Origin of the sequence: Streptomyces sp. AM8-1-1 (assembly GCF_032229325.1) — a bacterium.
Lineage (GTDB): Bacteria > Actinomycetota > Actinomycetes > Streptomycetales > Streptomycetaceae > Streptomyces > Streptomyces achmelvichensis.
Map to the genome: position 1 here is coordinate 4920766 of NZ_CP135086.1, position 23302 is coordinate 4944067.

Below are 23302 nucleotides of genomic sequence, written 5' to 3' on the forward strand. Positions count from 1 at the left end.
TTCCACTCGATGTGGGCCGAGCTCGCCCCCGTGGGGCGGCACGCGGAGACCAAGGGCTACCGGCGCCACGCGTGGACCGGGGCCGATGCCGACTGCCGGACCTGGTTCCAGGAGCAGGCCGAGGCCCGCGGCCTCGCCTACGAGACCGACCGCAACGGCAACCAGTGGGCCTGGCACGGCGACCCGCAGGCCCCGAACGCCGTCGTGACGGGCTCGCACCTCGACTCCGTCCCCGACGGCGGAGCCTTCGACGGCCCGCTCGGTGTGGTGTCCTCCTTCGCCGCGCTCGACGAACTCCGTCGCAGGGGAGCGGAGTTCACCCGGCCGGTGGCCGTCACCAACTTCGGTGACGAGGAGGGCGCCCGCTTCGGTCTCGCCTGCGTCGGCTCCCGGCTCAGCGCCGGGCAGCTGACCAAGGAGAAGGCGTATCAGCTCCGGGACGGCGACGGCGTCTCGCTGCCCGAGGCCATGGAGGCGGCGGGCTACGACCCCGAGACGATCGGGCCCGACCCGGAGCGGCTCGCCCGGATCGGGGCGTTCGTCGAGCTGCACGTCGAACAGGGCCGCGCGCTCGACCTGTCCGGCGACGCGGTGGGCATCGCCTCCGCCATCTGGCCGCACGGCCGCTGGCGGTTCGACTTCCACGGCGAGGCGAACCACGCCGGCACCACCCGCCTCGTGGACCGCCGCGACCCGATGCTGACGTACGCGGAGACCGTCCTGGCCGCCCGTCGCGAGGCCGAACTCGCCGGCGCGGTCGCCACCTTCGGCAAGATCTCCGTCGAGCCGAACGGCGTCAACGCCATCCCGTCGCTGGTGCGCGGCTGGCTGGACTCACGCGCCGCCGACCAGGCCACCCTCGACACCGTCGTCGCCGCGGTCGAGCAGGCCGCCAAGGAGCGCGCCCAGCGCGACGGCGTCGACCTCACCGTCGTACGGGAGTCCTTCACGCCGGTCGTCGAGTTCGAGCACGCCCTGCGCGACGAACTGAACCGGATCCTCGGCGGACGGGTGCCCGTCCTCGGCACGGGCGCGGGACACGACGCCGGAATCCTCTCCGGCTCGGTCCCGACCGCCATGCTGTTCGTACGGAACCCCACGGGTGTCTCGCACTCCCCGGCCGAGTTCGCGGCCGAGGACGACTGTGTGGCCGGGGTACTGGCGCTCGCCGACGTACTGGAGGGTCTCGCGTGCCGCTGACGACGTACTGGGCCGAACACGCCTGGCTGGACAGCTATGTCGAGCCGGGTGTGGCACTGGACGTGCGAGACGGCCGGATCGTGGCCGTCCGCACCGGCGTCGGGGCACCGGAGCCCGGCGCCGTGGCGCTGCGCGGGCTGACGCTGCCGGGCCTCGCCAACACGCACTCGCACGCCTTCCACCGGGCGCTGCGCGGCACCGTCCAGGTCGGCTCGGGCACGTTCTGGACCTGGCGCGAGGTGATGTACCAGGTGTCGTCCCGGCTGACCCCGGAGACGTACCACGCGTTGGCGCGGGCGGTGTACGCGGAGATGGCGCTGGCGGGGATCACCGCGGTGGGCGAGTTCCACTATCTGCACCACGGGCCCGGCGGGGTGCCGTACGCGGACCCCAACGCCATGGGCGAGGCCCTGATCGCGGCGGCCGCGGACGCGGGCATCCGCATCACCCTGCTCGACACGGCCTATCTGTCGTCCGGCTTCGGCAAGGCGCCCGACGCCCACCAGCTCCGGTTCTCCGACAAGACCGCGGATGCGTGGGCGGCGCGTGCCGCGCTGCTCAAGGACAGCGACCAGGTGCGGATCGGCGCGGCCGTCCACTCCGTACGGGCGGTGCCGGCGGCGCAGCTCGAGACCGTCGCCGCCTGGGCGTCCGCCCGGCGGGCCCCGCTGCACGTCCATCTCTCCGAGCAGACGGCCGAGAACGACGCCTGCCGCGCGGCGCACGGCGTCACCCCGACGCGGCTGCTCGCCGACCACGGTGTGCTCGGCCCCCGCACGACGGGCGTGCACAACACCCATCTGACGGACGAGGACATCGCGCTCATCGGCTCCACCGGCACGGGCACCTGCATGTGCCCGACCACCGAACGCGATCTCGCCGACGGCATCGGCCCGGCCGCCGCCCTCCAGCGCGCCGGATCACCCCTCTCGCTCGGCAGCGACAGCCACGCGGTGATCGACCTGCTGGAGGAGGCGCGGGCGATGGAGCTGAACGAACGCCTGCGGACCCGGACCCGGGGCCACTGGACGGCGGCGGCACTGCTGCGGGCCGCGACCGGCGACGGGCACGCGGCACTGGGCTGGGAGGAGGCGGGACGCCTGGAGACCGGCGCGCTCGCCGACTTCACGACCGTCGCACTGGACTCGGTCCGCACGGCGGGCCCGGTGGCGCGGCTGGCGGCGGAGACGGCGGTGTTCGCCGCGACCTCGGCGGATGTACGGGACACGGTGGTCGCGGGCCGTCATGTGGTGCGCTCCGGCACCCACACACTGGTTCCGGACGTGGCATCGGCCCTGGCGGAAGCGATCACCGGGCTGAGGGCCTGAGGCCCGGAACGCCTGAGCGCGCGCGGCTGCCGGCATCGCCGGTGCCGCGGGCGCGGGGCCGGATGAGCCCCGGTACGGAACGACCCGAGAGGACCCCATGAGCACGCTCGTCACCAATATCGGCAGCCTCGTCACCAACGACCCCGCCCAGGGCGACGCCACCCCCCTCGGCCTCGTCCTCGACGCCGCCGTCGTCATCGACGGCGACCGCATCGCGTGGGTCGGAGCGGCCGCGGACGCCCCCGCCGCCGACGAGGCCTTCGACGCCGGCGGCCGCGCCGTGATCCCCGGGTTCGTCGACTCCCACTCCCACCTCGTCTTCGGCGGCGACCGCACCGCGGAGTTCAACGCCCGCATGTCCGGCCGCGCCTACTCCGCCGGCGGCATCCGGACCACCGTCGCCGCCACCCGCGCCGCGAGCGACGCCGCCCTCGAGGCGAATCTGACCCGCTATCTCGACGAGGCTCTGCGGCAGGGCACGACCACCTTCGAGACCAAGTCCGGATACGGCCTCACCACCCACGACGAGGCCCGCGCCTTGCGCATCGCCGCGCAGCACACCGAGGAGGTCACCTACCTCGGCGCGCACATCGTCTCGCCCGACTACGCCGACGACCCCGCCGGCTACGTCGACCTGGTCACCGGGGAGATGCTCGACGCCTGTGCGCCCCACGCCCGCTGGATCGACGTCTTCTGCGAGAAGGGCGCCTTCGACGGCGACCAGGCACGCGCGATCCTCACGGCGGGCCGGGCGAAGGGCCTCATCCCCCGCGTGCACGCCAATCAGCTGAGCTTCGGCCCCGGGGTCCAGCTCGCCGTCGAACTCGACGCGGCCAGCGCCGACCACTGCACCCATCTCACGGACGCGGACGTCGACGCGCTCGCGAGCGGCGGCACGGTCGCCACGCTGCTGCCCGGCGCGGAGTTCTCGACCCGGGCCGTGTGGCCGGACGCGCGCCGGCTGCTCGACGCGGGAGCCACCGTGGCGCTGTCGACCGACTGCAACCCGGGCTCGTCGTTCACCTCGTCGATGCCGTTCTGCATCGCCCTCGCTGTACGCGACATGGGGATGACCCCGGACGAGGCGATCTGGTCGGCGACCGCGGGCGGCGCGGCCGCCCTGCGCCGAACCGACATCGGCCGGATCGCCCCCGGTGCCCGTGCGGACATCGCCCTGCTCGACGCGCCGAGCCATGTCCATCTCGCCTACCGTCCCGGCGTGCCGCTGGTGAGCGACGTGTGGCGTCAGGGCGTCAGGTGCCGGTAGGCGTCCGGGTTCTCGGCCAGGTACCGGGCGAGGCTCTGCGCGGGACGCCCGGTCAGCTCCGGCACCGCGCCGGAGACCTCGGCCATCTCCCCGTTCGCGATGGCCTCGTAGGAGGTGACCCAGCCGGTCACCTCCCAGTCCTCGGCGCCGTAGCCGGCGCGTGAGGCGTAGGCCTGCTGCCGGGTCTCGTCCTCGTAGCGGACGGTGCGGCCGGTGACGCGGCTCAGTTCGGCGGCCACCTCGGTCAGCGAGAGGGCCGCCGGTCCGGTGATGTCGTACGTCCGGCCGTCGTGGCCCTCCCCGAGCAGCACGCTCACCGCCGAGTCCGCGATGTCGTCGTGGGCGACGGCCGAGACCCGCCCCTCGCCCGCCGGCCCGCGGATCACTCCGTCCGCCCCGGCCATCGACGCCAGCGCGAGCAGATAGAAGCTGTCGCGCAGGAACGTGTACCGCACGCTCGAGGCCCGGATGTGCTCCTCGGTGTGCCAGTGGTCGCGGGCGAAGGTGAACGTGGCGTCCGGCGAGGCACCGAGGAAGGACACGTACACGATCCGGCCGACGCCCGCCGCGACGGCCGCGTCGACGGCGGTGGTGTGCTCCCGCACCCGGTCCCGCGCCTCGTGCGCGGAGACGAGGAAGAGGGTTCCCGTGCCCTCGCACGCCCCGCGCATCGCCTCGCCGTCCCCGTACGGGGCGCCCGGCGCGATCGATGACCCCGCGATCCGTGGCAGTCGCGCCGGATCCCGTCCCAACAGACGCACCGCGGCGCCCTGTTCGGCGAGACGACGTGCGACACGGCCGCCGATGCGGCCGCCGGCTCCGGTGACGGCGATGACCTCAGACATGCCCTCCAGTGTCGGTCACCCCGGCCGGGGGCCGCAGCTCGCCCCGCCGCCCGCGGGGCTGGCACAGTGAAGCGATGAGGACCATCGGGCTGATCGGCGGCATGAGCTGGGAATCCAGCGCGGAGTACTACCGGCTTCTCAACGAGTTCGTCCGCGAGAGGCTCGGCGGTCTGCACTCCGCCCGGTGCGTACTGCACTCCGTCGACTTCGCCGACATCGAGGAGCTTCAGGCCGCGGGGGAGTGGGAGCGGGCGGGCGAGATCCTCGCCGACGCCGCGAAGGGGCTGGAGGCCGCGGGCGCCGAACTCCTGCTGATCTGCACCAACACCATGCACAAGGTGGCGGGGCAGGTCGAGGAGGCCGTTTCCGTCCCGCTGCTGCACCTGGGGGACGCCACCGCCGACGCCGTACGGTCCGCGGGCCTCGGCAAGGTCGGGCTGCTCGGCACCGCCTTCACCATGGAGCAGGACTTCTACCGCGACCGGCTCGCGGGGCACGGGCTCGACGTCATCGTCCCGGACGCCGCAGGGCGCGCTCTGGTGCACCGGGTGATCTACGAGGAGCTCTGCCTCGGTGTCGTACGCGAGGAGTCCCGTACCGCCTACCAGGAGGTCATCGCCGCATTGGTCGCGGAGGGCGCGGAGGGCGTCATCCTCGGCTGCACCGAGATCGAGCTGCTGATCGGGGCCGGGGACAGCCCGGTGCCGGTGTTCCCGACGACCCGGCTGCACGCGCAGGCCGCGGTGGACGCGGCGCTGCGCTGAGCGAGGCGCGGGGGCTGCCGGGCTGCCGTACCCGCTGGAACCGCGCCCCGACCCGCCGTGTCAGCCCCCCGGCCGCACCGGGAGCTTCTGCACGCTGTTGCCCACGAAGCTGGCGTGGCGCGGCAGTTCGCCGTCGGGCACCGCGAGGTCCAGCTGCGGGAAGCGGGTGAACAGCTGCTCCAGCGCGATCGTCGCCTCCATCCGGGCCAGCGGCGCTCCCAGGCAGTAGTGCGCGCCGTGACCGAGGGAGAGATGCCGGGTCGCGGCGGTGCGCGTGATGTCGAAGCGGTCCGCGTCCGGCCCGTGCGCGGCCGTGTCCCGGCCGGCCGCCGAGTACCCGGCCAGCACCGGCGTCCCCTGGGGGATCACGGTCCCGTCCAGCGTGATGTCGCGGGTGGGATAGCGGAACGGGAAGAAGCTGACCGGGCTGTCCCAGCGCAGCGTCTCCTCCACCACGTCCGCCCAGCCCGCCTTGCCGGACTGCGCCAGCTCCAGCTGGTCGCGGTGGGTGCACAGGGCGCGCACGGCGTTGGTGATCAGGTTCAGCGTGGTCTCGTGACCCGCGATGATCATCAGCAGCAGGGTGCCGATCAGCTCCTGGCGGCTGAGCCGGTCGCCGTCCTCCTCGCGGGCAGCGATCAGCGCGCTGGTCAGATCGGTGCCGGGGTCCTGCATACGGGTCGCGGCCACCGTGGCGAGGAGTTCCACCATCTCGCGGTTGGCGGCCATCGCCTCCTCGGGACCGATGGAGGTGCTCACGACCTGGTTCGACAGATGGTGCAGCCGGTCCTGGTGCTCGGCGTCCACGCCGAGGAGTTCGCAGATCACGCCCATCGGCAGCGGGAGCGCGAAGTGGGTGCGCAGATCGGCGACTCCGCCGCCCGCCGCGGCCGCGTCGGTGAGGCCGTCGAGCAGCTCGGCGGTCACCGTGGCGATCCGCGGCCGCAGCGCCTCCACCCGGCGGGCGGTGAACGCCTTGCTCACCAGCGACCGCAGCCGCCGGTGGTCGTCCCCGTCGGCGGTGGTCATCCCCTGCACGGTGGCGAAGGTCTTCAGCGGCCAGCCGTCGGGTATCTCACCGGCCTGGAGCGCGGCGAAGTGCGCCGCCCCCTTGGCGACGTCGGGCCGGGCGAGGAACTCCTTGAGTGCCTCGTGCCCCAGGACGGCCATGGCCGGGACGTCGCCGGGCAGGACGACCTCGGCCACCGCGTTCTCGGCGAGCAGCCGGGCGTTGGCCGCGTGCGGGCAGCCACCGGCCGGGTCCATGCGGTGCGGCGTGCTGGGGGAGGTGTTCAACGGGGCTCTCCTGACTGCGGGAAGGTCGGCGAGAAGGCCTGCTGCTCTGCGGTGGGGGACTGCGCGGCCTGCGGCAGCTGCGGCTCGGTGAACCGCACCGGCAGCGCCGCCAGCCCCTTGCTCCAGGGCGACTTGATCCACCCCAGGTCCGACTCCGGTACGGCCAGCTCCAGATCGGGCAGCCGGTGCCGGATGGTGTCCACGGCGGTACGGGTGATGAGCCGGGCCGGGTCCTGCGCCGGGCAGGTGTGCGGACCCGCGCCGAACGCCAGGTGCGAGCGGTTGCCGGTCACCGGGACGCCGTCGGGCGGCAGGACCTCGGGGTCCTGGTTGGCTCCCGCGAGGCCGAGGAGGAGCATGTCGCCGGTGCGGATGTGCTGGCCGCCGAACTCCAGGTCCCGGGTGGCGTAGCGGGCGGGGAAGTTCTGCGTCGGCGGGTAGCGCCACAGCACCAGGTCGAGCGCGTCGTCGACGCTCAGGTGCCCGCCGGTGAGCGAGGAGCGGAAGGCCGGGTCGCACAGCAGGATGCGCAGCGTGGTCGCGATCCAGTTGACGGTGGTCTGGTTGCCGGCCACGAACATCACCACGAGGTTGTGCAGCACCTCCTCGTCGGTGAGCCGGGCCGGGTGGTGCAGCAGGGACGAGGTGACGTCGTTGCCGGGTCTGCGCCGCTTCTCCTCGATGAGGCCCTGGAGGATCGTGTTCATGCGCTGGGCGGCGTTGACGGAGTCCGCGTTGGCGGCGACCATCCCGGCGATCGCCTGCACCAGCTGCTGGCCGGTCCGTTCGTCCAGGCCGAGCAGGCCGGTGATGACCTGGAGCGGCAGCTTGCGCGCGTAGTGCGGCACCAGGTCCGCCTCGCGGCGGTCGGCGAAGGAGGCGATCAGCCGCTCGGCGGTGGCCCGTACGCTGCGGCGCAGTTCGTGCCCGTTGATGCAGGCCAGTGCGTGCGAGACGGCGGAGCGCATCCGGCGGTGCTGCTGCCCGTCGGTGAACAGCAGCGCGGGCCGCCAGCCGACCATCGGCATGATCGGCGAGTCGAGAGGCACCCGTCCCTCGCGCAGCAGGGTCCAGCGGCGCGGGTCGTGCGAGAAGTCCTGCTCCTCGCGGGTGAGCCGGAGCAGTTCGCGGTGGCCGAGCACCAGCCAGGCCTGCATGCCGGGCGCGATGGTCACCGGCGCCACCGGGCCGTGTTCACGGCGCAGCTTCTCGTAGAAGGCGGGCATGGTGTCGCCGTCGAGGTCCGGGCCGTACAGCGGGGTGGCCACCGGGCAGCGCCCGCCGGCCGGCGGACGGGAGGTGCCGGTGGGCGGGGGCGGGACGGTCATGACGACTCCGTGGCGGCGTTGATGAGGTGGCCGACCAGAGCGATCAGTGCTCCGACCGACGAGCGGGCGTCCCGGGCGTCGCAGGTGACCAGCGGAGTCTCGGGGAGCAGGTCGAGCGCTGCCCGCAGCTCCTTCTCGTCGTGCTGCGGGCTTTCCGGGAAGAGATTGACGGCGACCGCGAACGGCAGCCCGAGGTCCTCCAGATTGCCCAGGGCGTCGAAGGAGGCCTCCAGGTCACGGGTGTCGACCAGGGCCAGCGCGCCGAGCGAGCCCTTGGCGAGGTCCCGCCAGGCGGGCAGGAAGCGCGGCTGGCCCGGGGTGCCGAACAGATAGAGCACCAGATCGCCGTCGATCGTCATCCGGCCGAAGTCCAGGGCGACGGTGGTGGTCGTCTTGCCGCTGTGGACGTGGGTGTCGACCCGGGCGCCGGCCCGCGTCATCATCGCCTCGGTCGACAGCGGCGCGATCTCCGAGACGGTGCCGATGAGCGTCGTCTTGCCGACCCCCAGCGGTCCGACGACGAGGATCTTCGCGGCGCCCGCGACGCTGGGGGTGACGTACTTGCCCGGCTGGGCGACCGGGGGCGGGCCCGGGTGTCCCGCTGCGTCACCCGGCGCCCGGCCCGGGGCGTCAGAGGCGGCTTTCGAGGCCATGGAGGACCTTTCTGAGCATGGTCACATCGGTGCGTTCGGCCGGCGGGACGGGCGGGCGGACCACGATCAGTCCCCACTCGACGAGATCGGACAGCAGTACCTGGACGACCGAGGGCGGCTGGCCGATGTGGGCCGCCACCTCGGCGACCGACAGCAGCCCCTGGCACTGGGCCAGGATCATGTGGTGCTCCGGCTGGAGGGACGCGGGAAAGGCGGCGTCAGTGGCCATCACGAGGGTCTCCCAGGACAGCGGCTCACCGCCGCTGTCCGAGCGTCCCCCTGTGATCACATACGGGCGTACCGCCGATGTGGTCCGTTCCTCCGGGCGGTCGGTCATGACGAATCGGTCACCGGGTCCCGCGGCTGGCTGGCCAGGTGCGCGCCGATCTTCGCTACCAGCAACTGCATCTGCTGGGCGACCAGTCCGACATCGGCACTCGGGTCGGTGGCCACGCCCAGATGCGCGCCCACTCCCGCGTGGGTGAAGAGCACGAAGCCGTGCTCGGACTCCAGCATCAGCTGACGGACCCCGGCGCCGCCGCCGAACAGCAGCGCGGCGGTGGAGCGTCCGGTCATCGTCATCGCGGCGCAGGCCGCGGAGAGCGCCTCGGCCTCGCCCACGCTGAGCGAGGCGACGGGGCCCGAGAGGTTCTCCGCCGACGCGTGTCCGAGGCGCAGCCCGTCCTCGGAGACCACCACCGCGTGCCGGACGCCCGGGATCTCGGTCAGCGGTCGCAGCATCCAGCCCAGGTCGGGAAGTCTGGTTATGGTCCCGGTCACGGCCGGCCTCCATCGCTTTCGTCGTACGGGTCGGTTGTGGTGTCCTCCACGGCAGCGCGCCCGCGGCGCGAACCGGAGACCACACTGGCGATCGACGCCCGAGCGGCCTCCGGGGTCCAGGCAGGCCCGTCGGGTGCGGCCGGCGCGGGAGGCGGTGCCTGGAGGGCCTGCTGGGCGGCGGCCTCCACGGCGGCGCCGCGGCGGCTGCGCCGGCGGGGCAGCGCCCCCGGCGCGGCATGCCCCTGGAGGGCTGCCTGTTGAGCCGTGCCGTGCGGCGATGTGTGGGTGCCGGGCCGGTCGGCCCGGGACACGGAGACGGTGCCGCGGTCGGTGACGTCGGAGAAGTGCGACAGCGGCTCGGTCAGCAGCCGGTACGGCACGAACGCCACCGCACGGGTGCCGCCGTACGCGGACGCTCCCGTCAGTTCCACCTTGAAGCCGAGCTCCCGGCTCCAGCGCCCGACGCAGGCGAGACCGAGGCGCGGCACCGCGCCGAGGTTCGCCAGGTCCATCTCCTCGCGCAGCCGGGCCTGGGCCTGGTGGAGCACGTCCGGCGGCATGCCGAGCCCGGCGTCGTCGATCTCCACGACGGCGCCTGCGCCCACCTCGCGGACGGTGACGACGACCTGGGTGCGGGAGGGGGAGAAGACCGTGGCGTTCTCCAGGAGTTCGGCGACGGCGTGCATCAGGCCCTCGACCGCGGGCGGGACGACGTAGAGCGTCTGGCCGCCGTGCACGTCGATCCGGCCGAACTCCACGATCCGGGACTGTGCGCCGCGTACGCAGTCGTAGAGCGAGACCGGCCGGGTCTCGCGCCGGGCCGGCCAGATGCCGCACATCACCAGCAGGGTCTGCGACTTGCGGGTCATCTGGGCCGCCGCGTGGTCGGCCTTCATGACCTCGGCCATCAGCCGCGGGTCGTCGATGGTCTGCTCGACGCGGTCGAGCACCTGCTGCTGGACGGTGGCCATGGCGTGCATGTTGCGGGCGACCGACTCGAAGGCCGCCTGGACGGAGTCCCGCAGCGCCCGTTCGCGGCGCACGGCGTCGTCCGAGCCGAGCGCGTCGACCACGGCCGTCAGTGCACGGGCGAACTCCTCGCCGGTGTGCGCGGCGGGTGCGAGCGGGCCCGGCACGGTGTCCAGCCGCTGGCCCGTGCGCAGCCGCTCGGTGATCGCGGGCAGCCGGACCGCCGCGAGGTGGGCGATCTCGGCGCCGCGGGCGGCCGCGGTGCGGCGGTCGAGGTCGCGTCCCGCCCGCTCCAGCGCCAGCTGCCGTGACAGCATCACGGCCCAGGCGATCACCAGCACCGCGACGGCGGCGCAGCCGCCCGCCAGGATCTGCCGCCACTCGGCGTCGGCCGCGGCCCGGCCGGTGAGCGCCGCACCGGCGGCAGCGACGATCAACGCGACGGGCCACCACACCCCCGGCCCGGCGCCCGCCCGGCTCACCACGACGACCTCGAATCGGCGTCTTTGCAGACCACGACGTTGATCACGATCACGGAGCTGAGCCCTTCCAGGACACACAAAGCTCCCTAGGGGGGTCGGGAGCAGTCAGATCCTACGATCAACCGGTCTCGTTCGAAGTGCAGTTGGCCAATCCCCGCCACATTGGTGCACAAGCCTGCCCGTCACTCGGACATCGCACGTAACCTCACGGCCTGGAACTGCACAACTCCGTCACAAGATGGGTGATGCTCCCCGTAATGGGGGACTGGGCGCATTTGGACCGGTAGCGTCCTGTCCGGGGAAGTTCCAGGGGAACGGCCGGGGGGTCGAGTTGAGCGGTGTGCGCATTCATGTCGTGAAGCCGGAGGAGCTGGGGGAAGGGGAGGCGGAGGCCTGGCGTGAACTGCGTGCCAAGACCGGCATGCCCGCCAACCCCTTCATGGAGCCGGAGTTCACCCTGGCCGTCGGCCGGGTGCGGCCGGGCGCCGGAGTGGCCGTACTGCGCGAGGACGGGGAGCCGGCCGGCTTCTTCCCCCACGAGCGCGGCCCGCTCGGCCACGGCCGGGCGATCGGACTGGGAGTGTCCGACTGCCAGGGCGCGATCCTGCGCCCCGGCCTGGAGATCACGGCCCGCGAGCTGCTGCGGGCCTGCCGGCTGTCCGCCTGGGAGTTCGACAACCTCGAAGCGGGCCAGCGGCTGTTCTCGCCCGGGGCGGTGGAGGAGTTCGCCTCTCCGGTCATCGACGTCGGCACGGGATACGAGGTGTACGAGGAGCAGCTGCGGGCCCGTTCGCCCAAGTTCCTCAAGACCACCCTGGCCAAGGAGCGCAGGCTCGGCCGGCAGGCGGGCGAGGTGCGCTTCGTCTTCGACGAGCGTGATCCGGCCGCGCTGCGCCGGCTCATGGAATGGAAGTCCGCGCAGTACCGCAGGACGGGCCGCCGCGACCGGTTCGCCAAGGACTGGATCAGCACCCTGGTGCGCGACCTCCACGGGACACGCACGCCCGGCTGCTCCGGAGTGCTCTCCGTGCTCTACGCCGGGGACCGGCCGGTCGCCGCGCACTTCGGTCTGCGGTCGAGGACGGTGCTGTCCTGCTGGTTCCCGGCGTACGACCCGGAGTTCGCCAAGTACTCACCGGGACTGATCCTGCATCTGCGGATGGCCGAGTCGGCGGCGGCGGAGGGCATCGGGATGCTCGACCTCGGCCGCGGCGACGCGGAGTACAAGGACGCGCTGCGCACCTGCGAACTGCTCGTCCAGGAAGGCTCGTCCGTCCGCCCGGGACCGCGAGCCGCGCTGTACCGCATCAGCCGCGAGCCCGGCCGGCGCGCCCACAGCTTCGTCCGCAGCAGGCCCAGGCTCGCCGGATACGGCCGGTCGGCGCTGAACCGGCTGGCCCGACTGCGCGGCCACTGACAGCGGGAGCACTCGGAAGCAAGGAAGAACGATGGACACCCACGTACCGCAGATGCCGCCGATCCAGGTCACCGAACTGGACCTGGACGGCCCCGAGGGCGCCGTGCTGAGCTTCGGCCCCGCCCTGGACGCGGCGGAGCCCGCAGCCGAAGGGGAGGTCTACGCCCTGGTCCGGCTGCGCGGCCGCCCGGTCGCCACGATCGTCTGCCATGTCCCGCCGGGCGAGGACCCCGCGACCACGGTGGCGGCGGCCGCTCGTGCGCACCTGAAGGGGGCCCGCCCGGCCGGGGAGGACCGCACCGCGGGCCCGGCGGACGGTCCGCCACCGCGGGTCAGTGTCGTCATCGCGACCCGAGAGCGCGCCGATCAGCTCGCCCGCGCGCTCGACTCGCTGCTCGCGCAGGACCACCCCGACTTCGAGATCGTCGTCGTCGACAACGCGCCCGTCACCGGCGCCACCCAGGACCTCGTCGAGCACAAGTACGCCGACCGCGTCCGCTACGCCCGCGAGACCGTGCCCGGTCTCGCGATCGCCCACAACCGCGGTGTCGCGGTCGCCGATGGCGAGGTCATCGCCTTCACCGACGACGACGTCGTCGCCGACCGGCGGTGGCTCTCCACCCTCACCGCGCCCTTCGCGGCCGACCCCGGCCTCGGCTGCACGACGGGCCTGATCCTTCCCGCGAAACTCGGCACCCCCGCGCAGATCCTGCTGGAGAGCCACGGAGGCTTCGCCAAGGGCTTCGCGCCCCGGACCTACGACCCGGCCGACCCGCCCGCGGACGAACCGCTGTTCCCGTTCACCGCGGGCAGCTTCGGCTCCGGCGCCAACATGGCCTTCCGGGCGTCGGCGCTGCGCGCGATCGGCGGCTTCGACCCGGCGACCGGCACCGGCACCCCCGCCCGGGGAGGCGACGACCTCTACGCCTTCGTGAGCGTCCTCGCCGCCGGCCACCGGCTGCGCTACACCCCCGAGGCCCTGGTCTGGCACCACCACCGGGAGACCTGGCGGGACCTGACGAACCAGGCGTACGGCTACGGGGCCGGCCTCACCGCGTATCTCACCGCCCTGCTGGTGCGGCGCCCCGCGCTGCTGCCCGCCCTGCTGCGGAAACTGCCCCGGGGTCTCGCCCACGCCCGCACCATCACCGCGCACCGCGACTCCGGCGGCGCCGTCGTGCCGGGGGCGCACGGCGCCCAGGACCACCCCTGGCCGCGCCATCTCTCGCGGCTGGAGCGCCGCGGCATGCTGGCGGGTCCCCTCGGCTACGCCAGGGCGCGCCGCCGGGTCCGCGGCGTACCGCTGCCGTGGGACCGCGACAACCGATGAAAGGCGGTGGCGCGACGATGCCACGCATTCCCGTACTGCTGTACCACGCCGTCATGGACGATCCGCCGGACTGGATCGCGGAGTTCACCGTCACCCCGAAGGACTTCGAGGCGCAGCTCGACGCCGTCGTGGCGAGCGGCCGCACCCCGGTCACGATCGGGACGCTCGTGCGCGCTCTCGCGGGTGACGGGCCGCTGCCCGACCGGCCCGTCGTCCTCACCTTCGACGACGGCTTCGCCGATCTGCCGGGCCCGACCGCCGAGGCACTCGCCGCCCGGTCACTGCCCTCCACCGCGTACCTCACCACCGGGGCCATCACCCCGGGCCGGCACTCGCTGCTGCCGCCGGCGCCGATGATGACGCTCGCGCAGGTGCCGCTGCTGGTGCGGCACGGCATGGAGGTGGGCGCCCACACGGTCACCCACCCGCAGCTGGACACGCTGTCGCGGTCACAGCTGCGGCGCGAACTGCGCGAGCCCCGACGGGTGCTGGAGGACGTGCTCGGCCATGAGGTGACCCATCTCGCCTATCCGCACGGCTACAACAGCCGGGCGGTGCGCCGGGCCGCGCTGCGCGAGGGCTACGCCTCGGCGGTGGCCGTCCGGCACGCGCTGAGTTCGGAGACCGACGAGGCCTACCGCATCTCCCGGCTGATCCTGCGCCGGACGCACACCACGGCCGATGTCGAGGAGTGGATGGAGGGCCGCGGCGCACCGGTCGCGCCGTTCCCCGACTCGTTCAAAACGGTCGGCTGGCGGCTCTACCGCCGTGCCCGCGCGACGGTCAGGGGGCCGGTCTTCGCGGGGTAGCCGCGGACGCGTCCACGGCCCGGCGCCCGGCACGCGGCGGACGCGTCCACGGCCGGGCGCCCGGCACGCGGCGGCGCGGTTCGCGGACCGGCGGCAGAAGCGGCGGACAAGAATCCGGGAGAGCCACGCAAACGCGAAATCTCTTTCTATACTTCGCCGATAGGGACAAGCGGCGTGACGGCCGCGACCACATTCGTGGGGGGAGTCGCACTGTGCGCCTACGCATGCCTGCACCGCTCACAGGGCGCAGCGTGCCGTCGCCCGCCCTGGAGACGGCAGAGGGGCCGCCGCCCGCCGACGCGGCCCGGACCACCACCAGGACACCCCCGGACCTGCTCCGGCCGGATCTCCTGCTCACCTGGCTGCCGTTGCTGACCGGCGTCTGTCTGTGGCTGTTCGCGCTGCCGCGCATCGGGTTCCGCACGATGGGCGACTACGGTCTGCTGGACCGGCTGCCCCTTGCCTTCCATCTGTCGCTGCTGGTGCTGACCTGCGGCTTCCTGTTCAGTCTGCGCCGGGCGGGAACCGCACCGTGGTGGCCCGCGGCCTACTGCGTCGCACTGCTCTTCGCGCTCAAGGCGGCGCCCGCCCTGCTGTACGACTCGGTGCGCTACCCCTGGGCGTCCAAGCACGACGCGGTCATCAACCAGCTGCTGGCGAACGGTGAACTGCGGCCGGGCGCCGCCCTGTCCGGCAACATGTCGGCGTACGACCAGTGGCCGGGCTTCTTCTCCCTCAACGCCGCCCTGGTGCGGGTCTTCGGGGTGGAGAGCGCGGCCGCCTATCTCAACTGGGCGCCGATCGTGCTCGGCCTGCTGGTCATGCCGGTCCTGATCCTGATCTACCGCACCTTCACCGAGGACTGGCGCCTGGTGTGGACAGCCGTCTGGATCTTCCAGGTGGCCAACTGGGTCGGGCAGGACTATCTGGCCCCGCAGGGCTTCGCGTTCCTGCTGCATCTGACCGTGCTGGCCGTGGTGCTGCGCCACTTCGTGCGCCCGGGATCGGCGGGCAGGCTGCGCGACCGCACCTGTCTGGATCCGGTGGCGGCCCCGGTGCCGCCCCCCACCGGCGTACGCCAGCGGGCCGTCTGCATCGCGATCCTCGCCCCGCTCATCGTCGCCATCAACGCCTCCCACCAGCTCACACCGGTGATGCTGTGCGCCTCGCTGCTCGCCCTCACGCTCACCCGCCGCTACCGCAACTGGGGGCTCCTGGCCGTCGCCGGACTGCTCATGCTGGCCTGGGACCTGACGATGGGGCGGCCGCTGTTCCTGGAGACCCTGCGCACCCTGCGTGACTCGCTCGGCGAGCTGATGCAGAACTCCCGCGCGGGCTACGCCGGTGAGCTCACCGGGCCGGGGCCGGAGCTGGCGGGACTCGCCAATGTGCTGATGGTGCTGGCGGTCGCCGCGCTCGCGGGCATCGCGGTGCTGACGCGGCGCAAGCTGACCCGCAGCGCACTGCCGCTGCTGCTCGTGTCGGCCGCTCCCGTGCCGCTGTTCGCCGTCAACGACTACGGCGGCGAAATGCTGTTCCGCGTCTACCTCTTCGGGCTCCCGGGAGCGGCCTTCTTCGCGGCCGCCGCGCTCGTCCCGCCCGTCGCCGGCCTGCGCAGACCGGCCACGCGGGTCCATCTGATCCGCCGCCGGGTCACGGCGGTGGCGCTCCCGGTGGTGCTGGTGGCGCTGGTCGTGGGATTCCTGCCGTCGTACTACGGCAAGGAGAGGATGTACTACACGCCGCCCGCCGAGACGGCGATGGTCACCCGTGCCATCGACCGGGCTCCCAAGGGCGCGTTGCTGCTCGCCACCACCGGCTCGTTCCCGCAGGCGCTGCACCGCTACGACCAGGTGGAGCACTGGTTCTTCGCCGAGCAGGAACTCCCGGAGAACGAGAAGATGCTGAAGGATCCGGCGGGCTATCTGGCCGCGGGCATCCCCCGCGGTACCGAAGCCTTCGTCCTGCTCACCCGGACGCAGGACATCTACAGCGCCGGCGAGGGACTGCTCCCGGCCGGCGGCTTCGCCACGCTGCGTTCGCGCCTGGAGGCATCACCGTTGTTCAGGGTCGTGGAGGAGCATCCGTACGGAGTCGTACTGGAATACCGGCCGCAAGGCCCTGGGACAGGAAGCGGGGGGACCGTCCGATGAAGGTGGAAGAGCACCGGCTCAGAGTGGCGGTGGCCCTCTCGGGCTGGGTGGCCCTCGCGGCGACGGCGCTGCCCGGCGGTTCGCCGCTGCGCTGGGTCCCGGCGCTGCTCTTCGTCTGCTTCGGGCCGGGCTTCGCCGTGCTCCATCCGCAGCCCGCCCGGCTGCGGTCGGGCGCCCGGCTGGAGGCGTTCGCGCTGGCGGCCCCGATCAGCCTGTCGCTGGGTGTGCTGACCGCCACCTCGCTGTTCCTGGTGGAGGCGTTCTCGGCCACGGCGTTCATGGTGTCGCTCGCCGCGTTCGCGACCGTGGTCGCCGCGCTGCCCGGGCTGCCACTGCCCGCCGCCACCCAGGGAGCGGCCGAGCGAGTGAAACGCAAGCCCGCGACGGGGGACCGGTGAAGGGGCGCGCCGTGCCCCGCGGGCAGATGTACACCGCCGCCGCCCTGATGGTCGTGGCGCTGCTCGTCGCCGGGATCGCCGTCTGGGGCGGGGGCGCCGGCACGACGTCCGGGAAGGGCGGGGATCTGCCCGCCGATGCGGCGTCCGGCCCGTCCCCGACGGGGAGCTGCGCACCGGACGAGCGGCTGGTCCCGGGGTGCGGTGCCTGGTGGGGCGCCTACATTCCGTACGACGAGGACGGCTCTCTCGCCGAACCGGTCCTCGCGTTCGAGAAGAAGATCGGCCGCAAGCTGGACCTCGTCTACACGTACCACGACATGTCCGGGAACAAGGTCGACGGCGAACTGCTCACCGAGGACGAGCAGCGGCTCGGCAAGGAGCGCATGCTCATGCTGGCCTGGGAGTCCACGGTGTGGACCGAGCGCCATCACGAGGACTACACGGAGACCCAGCTCGGCTGGAAGAACATCGCCTCCGGCAAGCACGACAAGGAGATCATCGACCCGCAGATCCGCCGTCTCAAGGCGTACGGGAAGAAGGTGCTGTTCTCCTTCGACCAGGAGGTCGACGCGCGCATCAAGGAGGGCGCGGGCACGCCCGCCGAGTACGTCGCCGCCTACCGGCACCTCTACCAGCGCTTCCAGGAGCTGGGCGCGGACAACGTCGTCTGGGTGTGGACGGTCTCCGGGTATCTGGGCAGCGCCGACGTGATGAAGCAGCTCTATCCGGGCGACGCCTACGTCGACTGGATCGGCATGGACCAGTACAACTACTTCGGCTGCCACGACACCACCGACTGGAAGACCTTCGAGGACAGCCAACGGCCCACCTACGACTGGCTGCTGGAGAACATCTCCGCGAAGAAGCCCCTGATGATGGCGGAGTTCGCCACCGCGCCCGACCTGGCCGACGCCGACCGGCAGCGCGGCTGGTACACCGAGATCCCCGAGGTCATCCGGACGATGCCGCGGGTCAAGGCGATGGTCCACTGGAACCGGCCGACGTCCGAGGAGCGCAAGTGCGACCTCACGGTCAACGAGGGGCCGGCGCTCGCTGGTTACCGCGAGGCCGGCCTCGACAGCTGGTTCAGACAGCCGGTCCCGACCCGCTGACCGCCCGTCGCCGCAGGGCCGCCCACAGGGCCGTGGCCGCGTAGAGCCCCGCGAAAGCCGCGAACACAGGCTGCGCCGCCCCGGCCACGGCGTCCTGTGCCGCCCACCCGGCGACGGCCAGCAGCCACACCACGGCCGCGATGACCCGTCCGTCCGCGCCCGCCGTGCGCAGCGCCGCCGCGGCGAGCCCGAGGCAGAGCAGCTGGACGACGACGGGCAGCGTGGTCAGCACACCGGCAGCACTGCCCAGTCCGGCCGCCTCCGCGAGGAAGTCCGCGTACGCCCCGAACCACGAGCCTGCCGCCGGCTCCGGCCGGATGCCCAGCAGCAGGGGCGCGGTGTGCAGCGCGGCGACCGTCACCACGAGGACCGTGCCCGTCAGTACCGGGCGTGGCCGCTGGAGAGCGACGGCGGCGACGTACACCACGACCAGCAGAATGCCCGCGGTGAGGGTGACCGGGGGCAGCGCTTCGAGCAGTTCGCCGTCATGCAGATGGCGCCGGCCCAGGTCCTCGGCGCGGGCCAGCGGCACCCAGAAGAGACCGGCGGCCATCCCGAGCCACAGCCACAGCCACTGGGTGAGCCGGTCCTCAGCCCCGTCGGCGGCGGGCGGCCGTTCGTCCGCGGGCTCGGGAACGTACACGGGGAAGCCGAACGCGGGCGTCGCCGTGTCGTGTCCGCTCGACACATAGGTCGGGCGGGCGCCGTACTCCCGCTCCTCCAGGGCGGCGCGCTCACGGCGCTCGGCGGCCCTGCGGGCCCACTCGGTCCCGTACTCCTGCTGCTCCGTGCCGCGCCGGGTGCGCAGCAGCCGGGCGAACCGGGAGGGCTTCGGGTCGCTGCCCGTCAGCGCGGCACGCAGCCCCGGAGCCGACACCACGGCCATCAGCGTCATCGACAGCAGCATCGCCCAGCCGGCGCCGGCGATGCCGACGGGCGTCAGCAGCACGGCCGCGCTGCCCAGTACGAGGGCGCACATCATGCCCTGGAGGACCGCGAGCACGCCCGTGCGTCCCTGGACGCGCAGCACGCCGATGTAGAGCTCGACCGCCACGCGCGGGAGCGCGGCGGCAGCGAGGAGGCGCAGGACCGTCGTGCCGTGGCTTGCGTACTCCTCACCGAAGGGGGCGAGGATCTGCGGGGCGAAGACCACCAGGAAGATCACGACCGGCACGAGCAGCACGGTCATCCGCCGCAGCGCGCCGCGGACGCCCGCCGCGAGGGTCTCGGGGCTGTGCGAGGCGTGCGCCGTCAGCGAGGAGGCCATGTTGATGGCCATGAACTCCATCGTGCCGCCGACGGTGTACGCAATGTAGAAGAAGCCGTTGTGCGTGGCGTCGAAGCGGACGGCGACCATCACCGGCAGCAGGTTGATCATCGCCAGCGAGAACAGCGACCCCACCGAGTCACCGGCCAGGAACCGACCGATCTCCCTCGCCTTCGGCGGCTCGCGGTCACGGTCGGCCGCGGCCTGCCGGGGGATGAGCCGGCGGAAGATCAGCCAGGCCAGCGGCAGGACCGACAGGGCGATGGCCGCGCCCCAGGAGACGAAGATGCCCAGCACGGGCAGTGTCGTCGCGAACACGGCGAGCAGCAGCAGCTTGCCGATGGAGAACACGGCGTTGCCCACGGGTACCCAGAAGGCCCTGCGCAGCCCGGTGAGCACCCCGTCCTGAAGCGTCAGCAGCGCCCAGCCGACACACGCGGCCACGAAGAAGATCCCGGGTCCGAGGCCGCCGAGCGGCGCGTACGACGGCCCCCACAGGTCGAGGGTGAGCAGGAAGACGACCGAGGCCACGCACACCACGAGCGAGCTGAGCGCATAGGCCCGCCACACCAGCGGTCCGGTGGCGCGCCCGGCCCGGGGGACGTAGCGCACCACCGCGCCGATCATCGTGGTCGCCGTGATGGACGCCAGCAGGCGCATCGCGGCGATGGCCGCGGAGCCCTGGCCGACGGCCTCCTCGGTGTAGTAGCGCGCCGAGACCAGCCAGAAACCGAGGCCGAGGGCCGCGGAGACACCGGTGGAGAGCATCAGCGCGTAGGCGTTGCGGAACATCGAGTCGCCGCTGGCGGCGTCCGCCGGCGCGGCGTCCGTCCGGTCCGTCTCCGGGGCTTCGGGAACGGCGGACCCCTGGAGCTGCGGCTTCCGCAGTCGGGTGGTGTCAGACACCGGTCCCGCCCTGCATGGCGGGCTGTGCCGCCACGATGCGGGCCGGCGGCGCAACGGGACGGCTGCCCCGTTTGTTGAGGACCTCCAGCACCGCGTCGGCCCGCAGGGGATCGACGGGCAGCGCGTGGCGCGCGAACCAGGCAGCGCCCTGCGGCATGGGCGACGGGTCGGTGAAGTGCGGCCCCGCGTAGGTGTCGAGCGGCGGGTCGTAGAGGTAGCCGACGGTGATCCGGCGCCGGGCCAGCGCGGCGACGGCGGCATCACGGTCCTCGACGAGCAGCGGCACCCGGAACAGCGGCTGGACGGGCCCGGGGCGCGGCAGCGCCCAGCGGGAGGCGGACAGGGTGCGGACGCCGGCCCGGTACGCGTCGAGCAGCCCGTCGAGGCGGCTCAGCAGCCGCCGGGTGCGGCGCAGCCGCAGCGGGCCGGGGGCGAGCCGGTAGTCGTGCATGTCCACGCGTATCCAGGAGGTGAAGTCCGCGAGCGCGGGTGCGGCGGTCAGCGCCTGCTCCAGTTCGCCGGGCCGCAGTGCCATCCGTATGCCCTCACGCTCCTCCCGCCCGGTCAGCCGCAGGGTGGCGCGGGCCGCCCCGACGAGCCGGAGCCCCCGCACGGCGGCCTCGGCGTAGGGTCTCAGCCCGTAGGCCAGCTCCGCCACCGATCCCGCCGGTTCCATCAGCTCGTCGCGGGCCCGCTCCAGTGCGGACCGCCGGGACGGATCGGCGATCGCGAGGAATCCGCCGGTCCTGGCGCCGGTGTGCTTGGAGAGGCTGAAGACGGAGGCCTCGCCGAAGGTCCCGACCGGCTGCCCGCCGACCACGCTGCCGATGGCGTGCGCCGCGTCCTCCACCAGGGGGATGCCCAGCCGGTCGCAGTGCTCACGCAGTCCGGGAGCCTCGTCGGGATTGCCGTACAGATTGGTGGTGAGCACCGCGGACAGCCCCTGCCACACGGCATCGGGCACGGCCGCGACGTCGATCGAGCCGTCCTCGGCGCGCAGGGGTGCCTGCACCGGCCGCAGACCGGCCGCGAGCACCACGAAGAAGATCACGTCGTCGTTGACGGGTGACATCAGCACCCGGCCGCCGGGCCGGCACCAGTGGCGCAGCGCCAGATAGAGCCCGAGACGGCATGACGGTACATACAGACATTCCCTGCCCAGACGCCGGCGCATCAGTTCTTCCAGTGGTGCGTACGCCGCAGGACAGCCCTCCCCAAGAGCCATGTTGTCCCCCCATTTACCCCGCGCTCAATGTGGACCAATCAGGATGGCCCCGTCAATAACGGGGAAGGGCCCATTCCTTGAGGAATGGGCCCTTCACAGGTCGTTTCGGCGGGTGCGCCCTCACTCCTCGAGAGTCAGGCCCTTCCGGAGCTTGACCAGGGTGCGGGAGAGCAGCCGGGACACATGCATCTGCGAGATTCCGAGCTCCTCGCCGATCTCCGACTGCGTCATGTTGGCGACGAAACGGAGGGAGAGGATTTTACGGTCCCGTGGGGGAAGGCTTGCGATCATCGGCTTCAGCGACTCGACGTACTCGATGCCTTCGAGTCCGTGGTCCTCATAGCCGATGCGGTCCGCGAGCGCCCCCTCGGAGTCGTCCTCCTCGGGCTGGGCGTCCAGCGAGCTCGCGGTGTACGCGTTGCTCGCGGCCATGCCCTCGACGACCTCGTCCCGCCCGATGCCGAGCGCGGTGGCGAGTTCGTCGATCGTCGGCGCGCGGTCCAGGCGCTGGGAGAGTTCGTCGCCCGCCTTGGCGAGGTCGAGACGCAACTCCTGGAGCCGGCGCGGTACCCGCACCGACCAGCTGGTGTCACGGAAGAAGCGCTTGATCTCGCCGACGATGGTCGGCATGGCGAAGGTGGGGAACTCCACGCCTCTGCTGAGCTCGAAGCGGTCGATCGCCTTGATCAGGCCGATGGTGCCGACCTGGATGATGTCCTCCATCGGCTCGCTGCGGGAGCGGAACCGGGAGGCGGCGAACTTGACGAGCGCCAGGTTCAGTTCGACGAGCGTGTTGCGTACGTACGCGTGCTCGTGGGTGCCTTCTTCGAGGCCTTCGAGGCGCCCGAAGAGCGTCTTGGACAGCGCTCGTGCGTCCAGCGGGCCCACTTGGTCGAAGGGCGGGATCTCGGGGAGATCCTCCAGGCCTTCGAGGGGCCGGGACGAGTCGCCGGTCGTTTCGGGAAGTGTCGACGGCGCGGTGGGGGTACGCGAAGCGTCGAGCCGGGGTGACATGGTCTCCTCCATCGTTCTCGGCGTATGGCCGCCGAAGCCCATACATGCGCTGCGGTGTGCGGCGCCTCCAAAGCCGGTCGTGGGTCGTTGTGTCTGTACTAGGCCTACCCGCTCCCCAGGGGCAGTTGCAAGTACCAATTATTCCGTATGTCGGATTTGCCAGGGAGTTCCGGTGGCTCCGTGGCGTAAGGAAGGCGTAGTCTTCCGCCGAGGTCGCGCCGTCGCCCGACGGCGCGATGATGCTGGGTGCAGTACGACGTGCGGAGTGGCAGTGCACGGCGGGCGCCCAGTGATGACACGGTGAACGACACGGCGAAGAGGGACGGGCATGGACCGCGGGACGGTCGGCAGCGCGAATCGGGGCCGGCTTCAGGTCGAGGTTCGGACCGAGGGCCGAAGTGAGGTAGTCAAACCGGCGGGTGAGTTGGATCACCACACCGCCGATTTGCTGCGCACTCCCCTGGAGGAGGCGCTCGCCCGAGGACGCTCACGACTGGTCATCGACTGTTCGGAGCTGGAGTTCTGCGACTCCACGGGCCTCAATGTCCTGCTGGCCGCGAGGCTGCAGGCGGACGCGGCCGGGGGTGGCGTCCACTTGGCGGGCCTGCTGCCGGTGGTGGCGAGGGTCCTGGAAATCACCGGCGCCGAGGCGGTCTTCACCGTCCACGAGTCGCTCGACGCGGCTCTCGCCGACTGAGACGCAGACCCCTGTCGTCCGTGTCGGACAATCCGCTGTCGGCGTAGTACGTGTTGTCACGA

The 23302-nt window shown here is 72.5% G+C and carries 21 protein-coding genes; 11 read left to right on the top strand and 10 right to left on the bottom strand.

The features are described from left to right. The first annotated feature begins 9 nt into the window (after positions 1–9). From RPQ07_RS22210 to hutI, 3 genes are all read left to right on the top strand, one after another. Positions 10–1200, top strand: coding sequence for an allantoate amidohydrolase (locus RPQ07_RS22210; RefSeq protein WP_313948978.1), 1191 nt, complete (start codon positions 10–12; stop codon positions 1198–1200). Further along, entirely contained in the window at positions 1191–2528 is a 1338-nt protein-coding gene (locus RPQ07_RS22215; RefSeq protein WP_313945928.1) for a formimidoylglutamate deiminase, read from the top strand. Before RPQ07_RS22210 ends, RPQ07_RS22215 begins: the two co-directional genes overlap by 10 nt. Before the next feature lie 97 nt (positions 2529–2625). Beyond that, on the top strand, positions 2626–3795 hold the full coding sequence (hutI, locus tag RPQ07_RS22220; protein WP_313945929.1) for an imidazolonepropionase: 1170 nt from the start codon (positions 2626–2628) through the stop codon (positions 3793–3795). Here hutI and RPQ07_RS22225 read toward each other — a convergent pair. Continuing rightward, positions 3774–4640, bottom strand: coding sequence for an SDR family oxidoreductase (locus RPQ07_RS22225; RefSeq protein WP_313945930.1), 867 nt, complete (start codon positions 4638–4640; stop codon positions 3774–3776). The genes hutI and RPQ07_RS22225 overlap by 22 nt on opposite strands. 74 nt (positions 4641–4714) lie before the next feature. Between RPQ07_RS22225 and RPQ07_RS22230 the strand changes: the two genes are divergently transcribed. Further along, complete coding sequence (locus RPQ07_RS22230; RefSeq protein WP_313945931.1) at positions 4715–5404, top strand: aspartate/glutamate racemase family protein; 690 nt, start codon at positions 4715–4717, stop codon at positions 5402–5404. A gap of 60 nt (positions 5405–5464) precedes the next feature. On the opposite strand, the gene RPQ07_RS22235 is transcribed toward RPQ07_RS22230, so the two are convergent. The 6 genes from RPQ07_RS22235 to RPQ07_RS22260 are packed head-to-tail and all read right to left on the bottom strand — an operon-like array spanning position 5465 to position 10912. Next, positions 5465–6670 (bottom strand): cytochrome P450, encoded by a 1206-nt coding sequence (locus tag RPQ07_RS22235; RefSeq protein ID WP_313948979.1) that lies wholly within the window; start codon positions 6668–6670, stop codon positions 5465–5467. Between the two features lie 26 nt (positions 6671–6696). After that, positions 6697–8028, bottom strand: coding sequence for a cytochrome P450 (locus RPQ07_RS22240; RefSeq protein ID WP_313945932.1), 1332 nt, complete (start codon positions 8026–8028; stop codon positions 6697–6699). Further along, on the bottom strand, positions 8025–8681 hold the full coding sequence (locus tag RPQ07_RS22245) for a GTP-binding protein (RefSeq protein ID WP_313945933.1): 657 nt from the start codon (positions 8679–8681) through the stop codon (positions 8025–8027). The genes RPQ07_RS22240 and RPQ07_RS22245 overlap by 4 nt, the downstream gene beginning before the upstream one ends. Continuing rightward, positions 8659–9018 (bottom strand): DUF742 domain-containing protein, encoded by a 360-nt coding sequence (locus tag RPQ07_RS22250; RefSeq protein ID WP_313945934.1) that lies wholly within the window; start codon positions 9016–9018, stop codon positions 8659–8661. Before RPQ07_RS22250 ends, RPQ07_RS22245 begins: the two co-directional genes overlap by 23 nt. Next, on the bottom strand, positions 9015–9461 hold the full coding sequence (locus RPQ07_RS22255; protein WP_313945935.1) for a roadblock/LC7 domain-containing protein: 447 nt from the start codon (positions 9459–9461) through the stop codon (positions 9015–9017). The genes RPQ07_RS22250 and RPQ07_RS22255 overlap by 4 nt, the downstream gene beginning before the upstream one ends. Beyond that, positions 9458–10912: an ATP-binding protein gene (locus RPQ07_RS22260; protein WP_413777764.1), complete on the bottom strand. Its 1455-nt coding sequence runs from the start codon at positions 10910–10912 to the stop codon at positions 9458–9460. Before RPQ07_RS22260 ends, RPQ07_RS22255 begins: the two co-directional genes overlap by 4 nt. A 340-nt stretch (positions 10913–11252) precedes the next feature. Here RPQ07_RS22260 and RPQ07_RS22265 point away from each other — a divergent pair, with 340 nt between their 5' ends. From RPQ07_RS22265 to RPQ07_RS22290, 6 genes are all read left to right on the top strand, one after another. Continuing rightward, positions 11253–12329 (top strand): GNAT family N-acetyltransferase, encoded by a 1077-nt coding sequence (locus RPQ07_RS22265; RefSeq protein ID WP_313945936.1) that lies wholly within the window; start codon positions 11253–11255, stop codon positions 12327–12329. 31 nt (positions 12330–12360) lie between these two features. Further along, positions 12361–13659 (top strand): glycosyltransferase, encoded by a 1299-nt coding sequence (locus RPQ07_RS22270; protein ID WP_313945937.1) that lies wholly within the window; start codon positions 12361–12363, stop codon positions 13657–13659. Between the two features lie 17 nt (positions 13660–13676). Continuing rightward, positions 13677–14468 carry a polysaccharide deacetylase family protein gene (locus RPQ07_RS22275; protein ID WP_313945938.1) on the top strand — a complete coding sequence of 264 codons (792 nt, stop codon included), beginning with the start codon at positions 13677–13679 and terminating at the stop codon, positions 14466–14468. A 224-nt stretch (positions 14469–14692) separates the two neighbouring features. Then, positions 14693–16621 (top strand): hypothetical protein, encoded by a 1929-nt coding sequence (locus tag RPQ07_RS22280; protein ID WP_313945939.1) that lies wholly within the window; start codon positions 14693–14695, stop codon positions 16619–16621. Further along, positions 16618–17019 carry a hypothetical protein gene (locus tag RPQ07_RS22285; RefSeq protein ID WP_313945940.1) on the top strand — a complete coding sequence of 134 codons (402 nt, stop codon included), beginning with the start codon at positions 16618–16620 and terminating at the stop codon, positions 17017–17019. Before RPQ07_RS22280 ends, RPQ07_RS22285 begins: the two co-directional genes overlap by 4 nt. 26 nt (positions 17020–17045) lie before the next feature. Then, the gene (locus RPQ07_RS22290) at positions 17046–18131 is read left to right on the top strand and encodes a glycoside hydrolase family 26 protein (RefSeq protein ID WP_413777845.1); all 1086 of its coding nucleotides are present in this window, start codon (positions 17046–17048) and stop codon (positions 18129–18131) included. On the opposite strand, the gene RPQ07_RS22295 is transcribed toward RPQ07_RS22290, so the two are convergent. The 3 genes from RPQ07_RS22295 to RPQ07_RS22305 all read right to left on the bottom strand — a co-directional run bounded on the left by RPQ07_RS22295 (position 18106) and on the right by RPQ07_RS22305 (position 22543). Then, positions 18106–20304 (bottom strand): lipopolysaccharide biosynthesis protein, encoded by a 2199-nt coding sequence (locus RPQ07_RS22295; protein ID WP_313945942.1) that lies wholly within the window; start codon positions 20302–20304, stop codon positions 18106–18108. The genes RPQ07_RS22290 and RPQ07_RS22295 overlap by 26 nt on opposite strands. Further along, positions 20297–21478 (bottom strand): DegT/DnrJ/EryC1/StrS family aminotransferase, encoded by a 1182-nt coding sequence (locus RPQ07_RS22300; protein ID WP_313948981.1) that lies wholly within the window; start codon positions 21476–21478, stop codon positions 20297–20299. Before RPQ07_RS22300 ends, RPQ07_RS22295 begins: the two co-directional genes overlap by 8 nt. A gap of 171 nt (positions 21479–21649) precedes the next feature. After that, positions 21650–22543, bottom strand: a complete 894-nt coding sequence (locus RPQ07_RS22305) for an RNA polymerase sigma factor SigF (protein ID WP_313948982.1) — start codon at positions 22541–22543, stop codon at positions 21650–21652. Between the two features lie 328 nt (positions 22544–22871). Here RPQ07_RS22305 and RPQ07_RS22310 point away from each other — a divergent pair, with 328 nt between their 5' ends. After that, positions 22872–23240 carry an STAS domain-containing protein gene (locus RPQ07_RS22310; protein WP_313945943.1) on the top strand — a complete coding sequence of 123 codons (369 nt, stop codon included), beginning with the start codon at positions 22872–22874 and terminating at the stop codon, positions 23238–23240. The last annotated feature ends 62 nt before the right edge of the window (positions 23241–23302 follow it).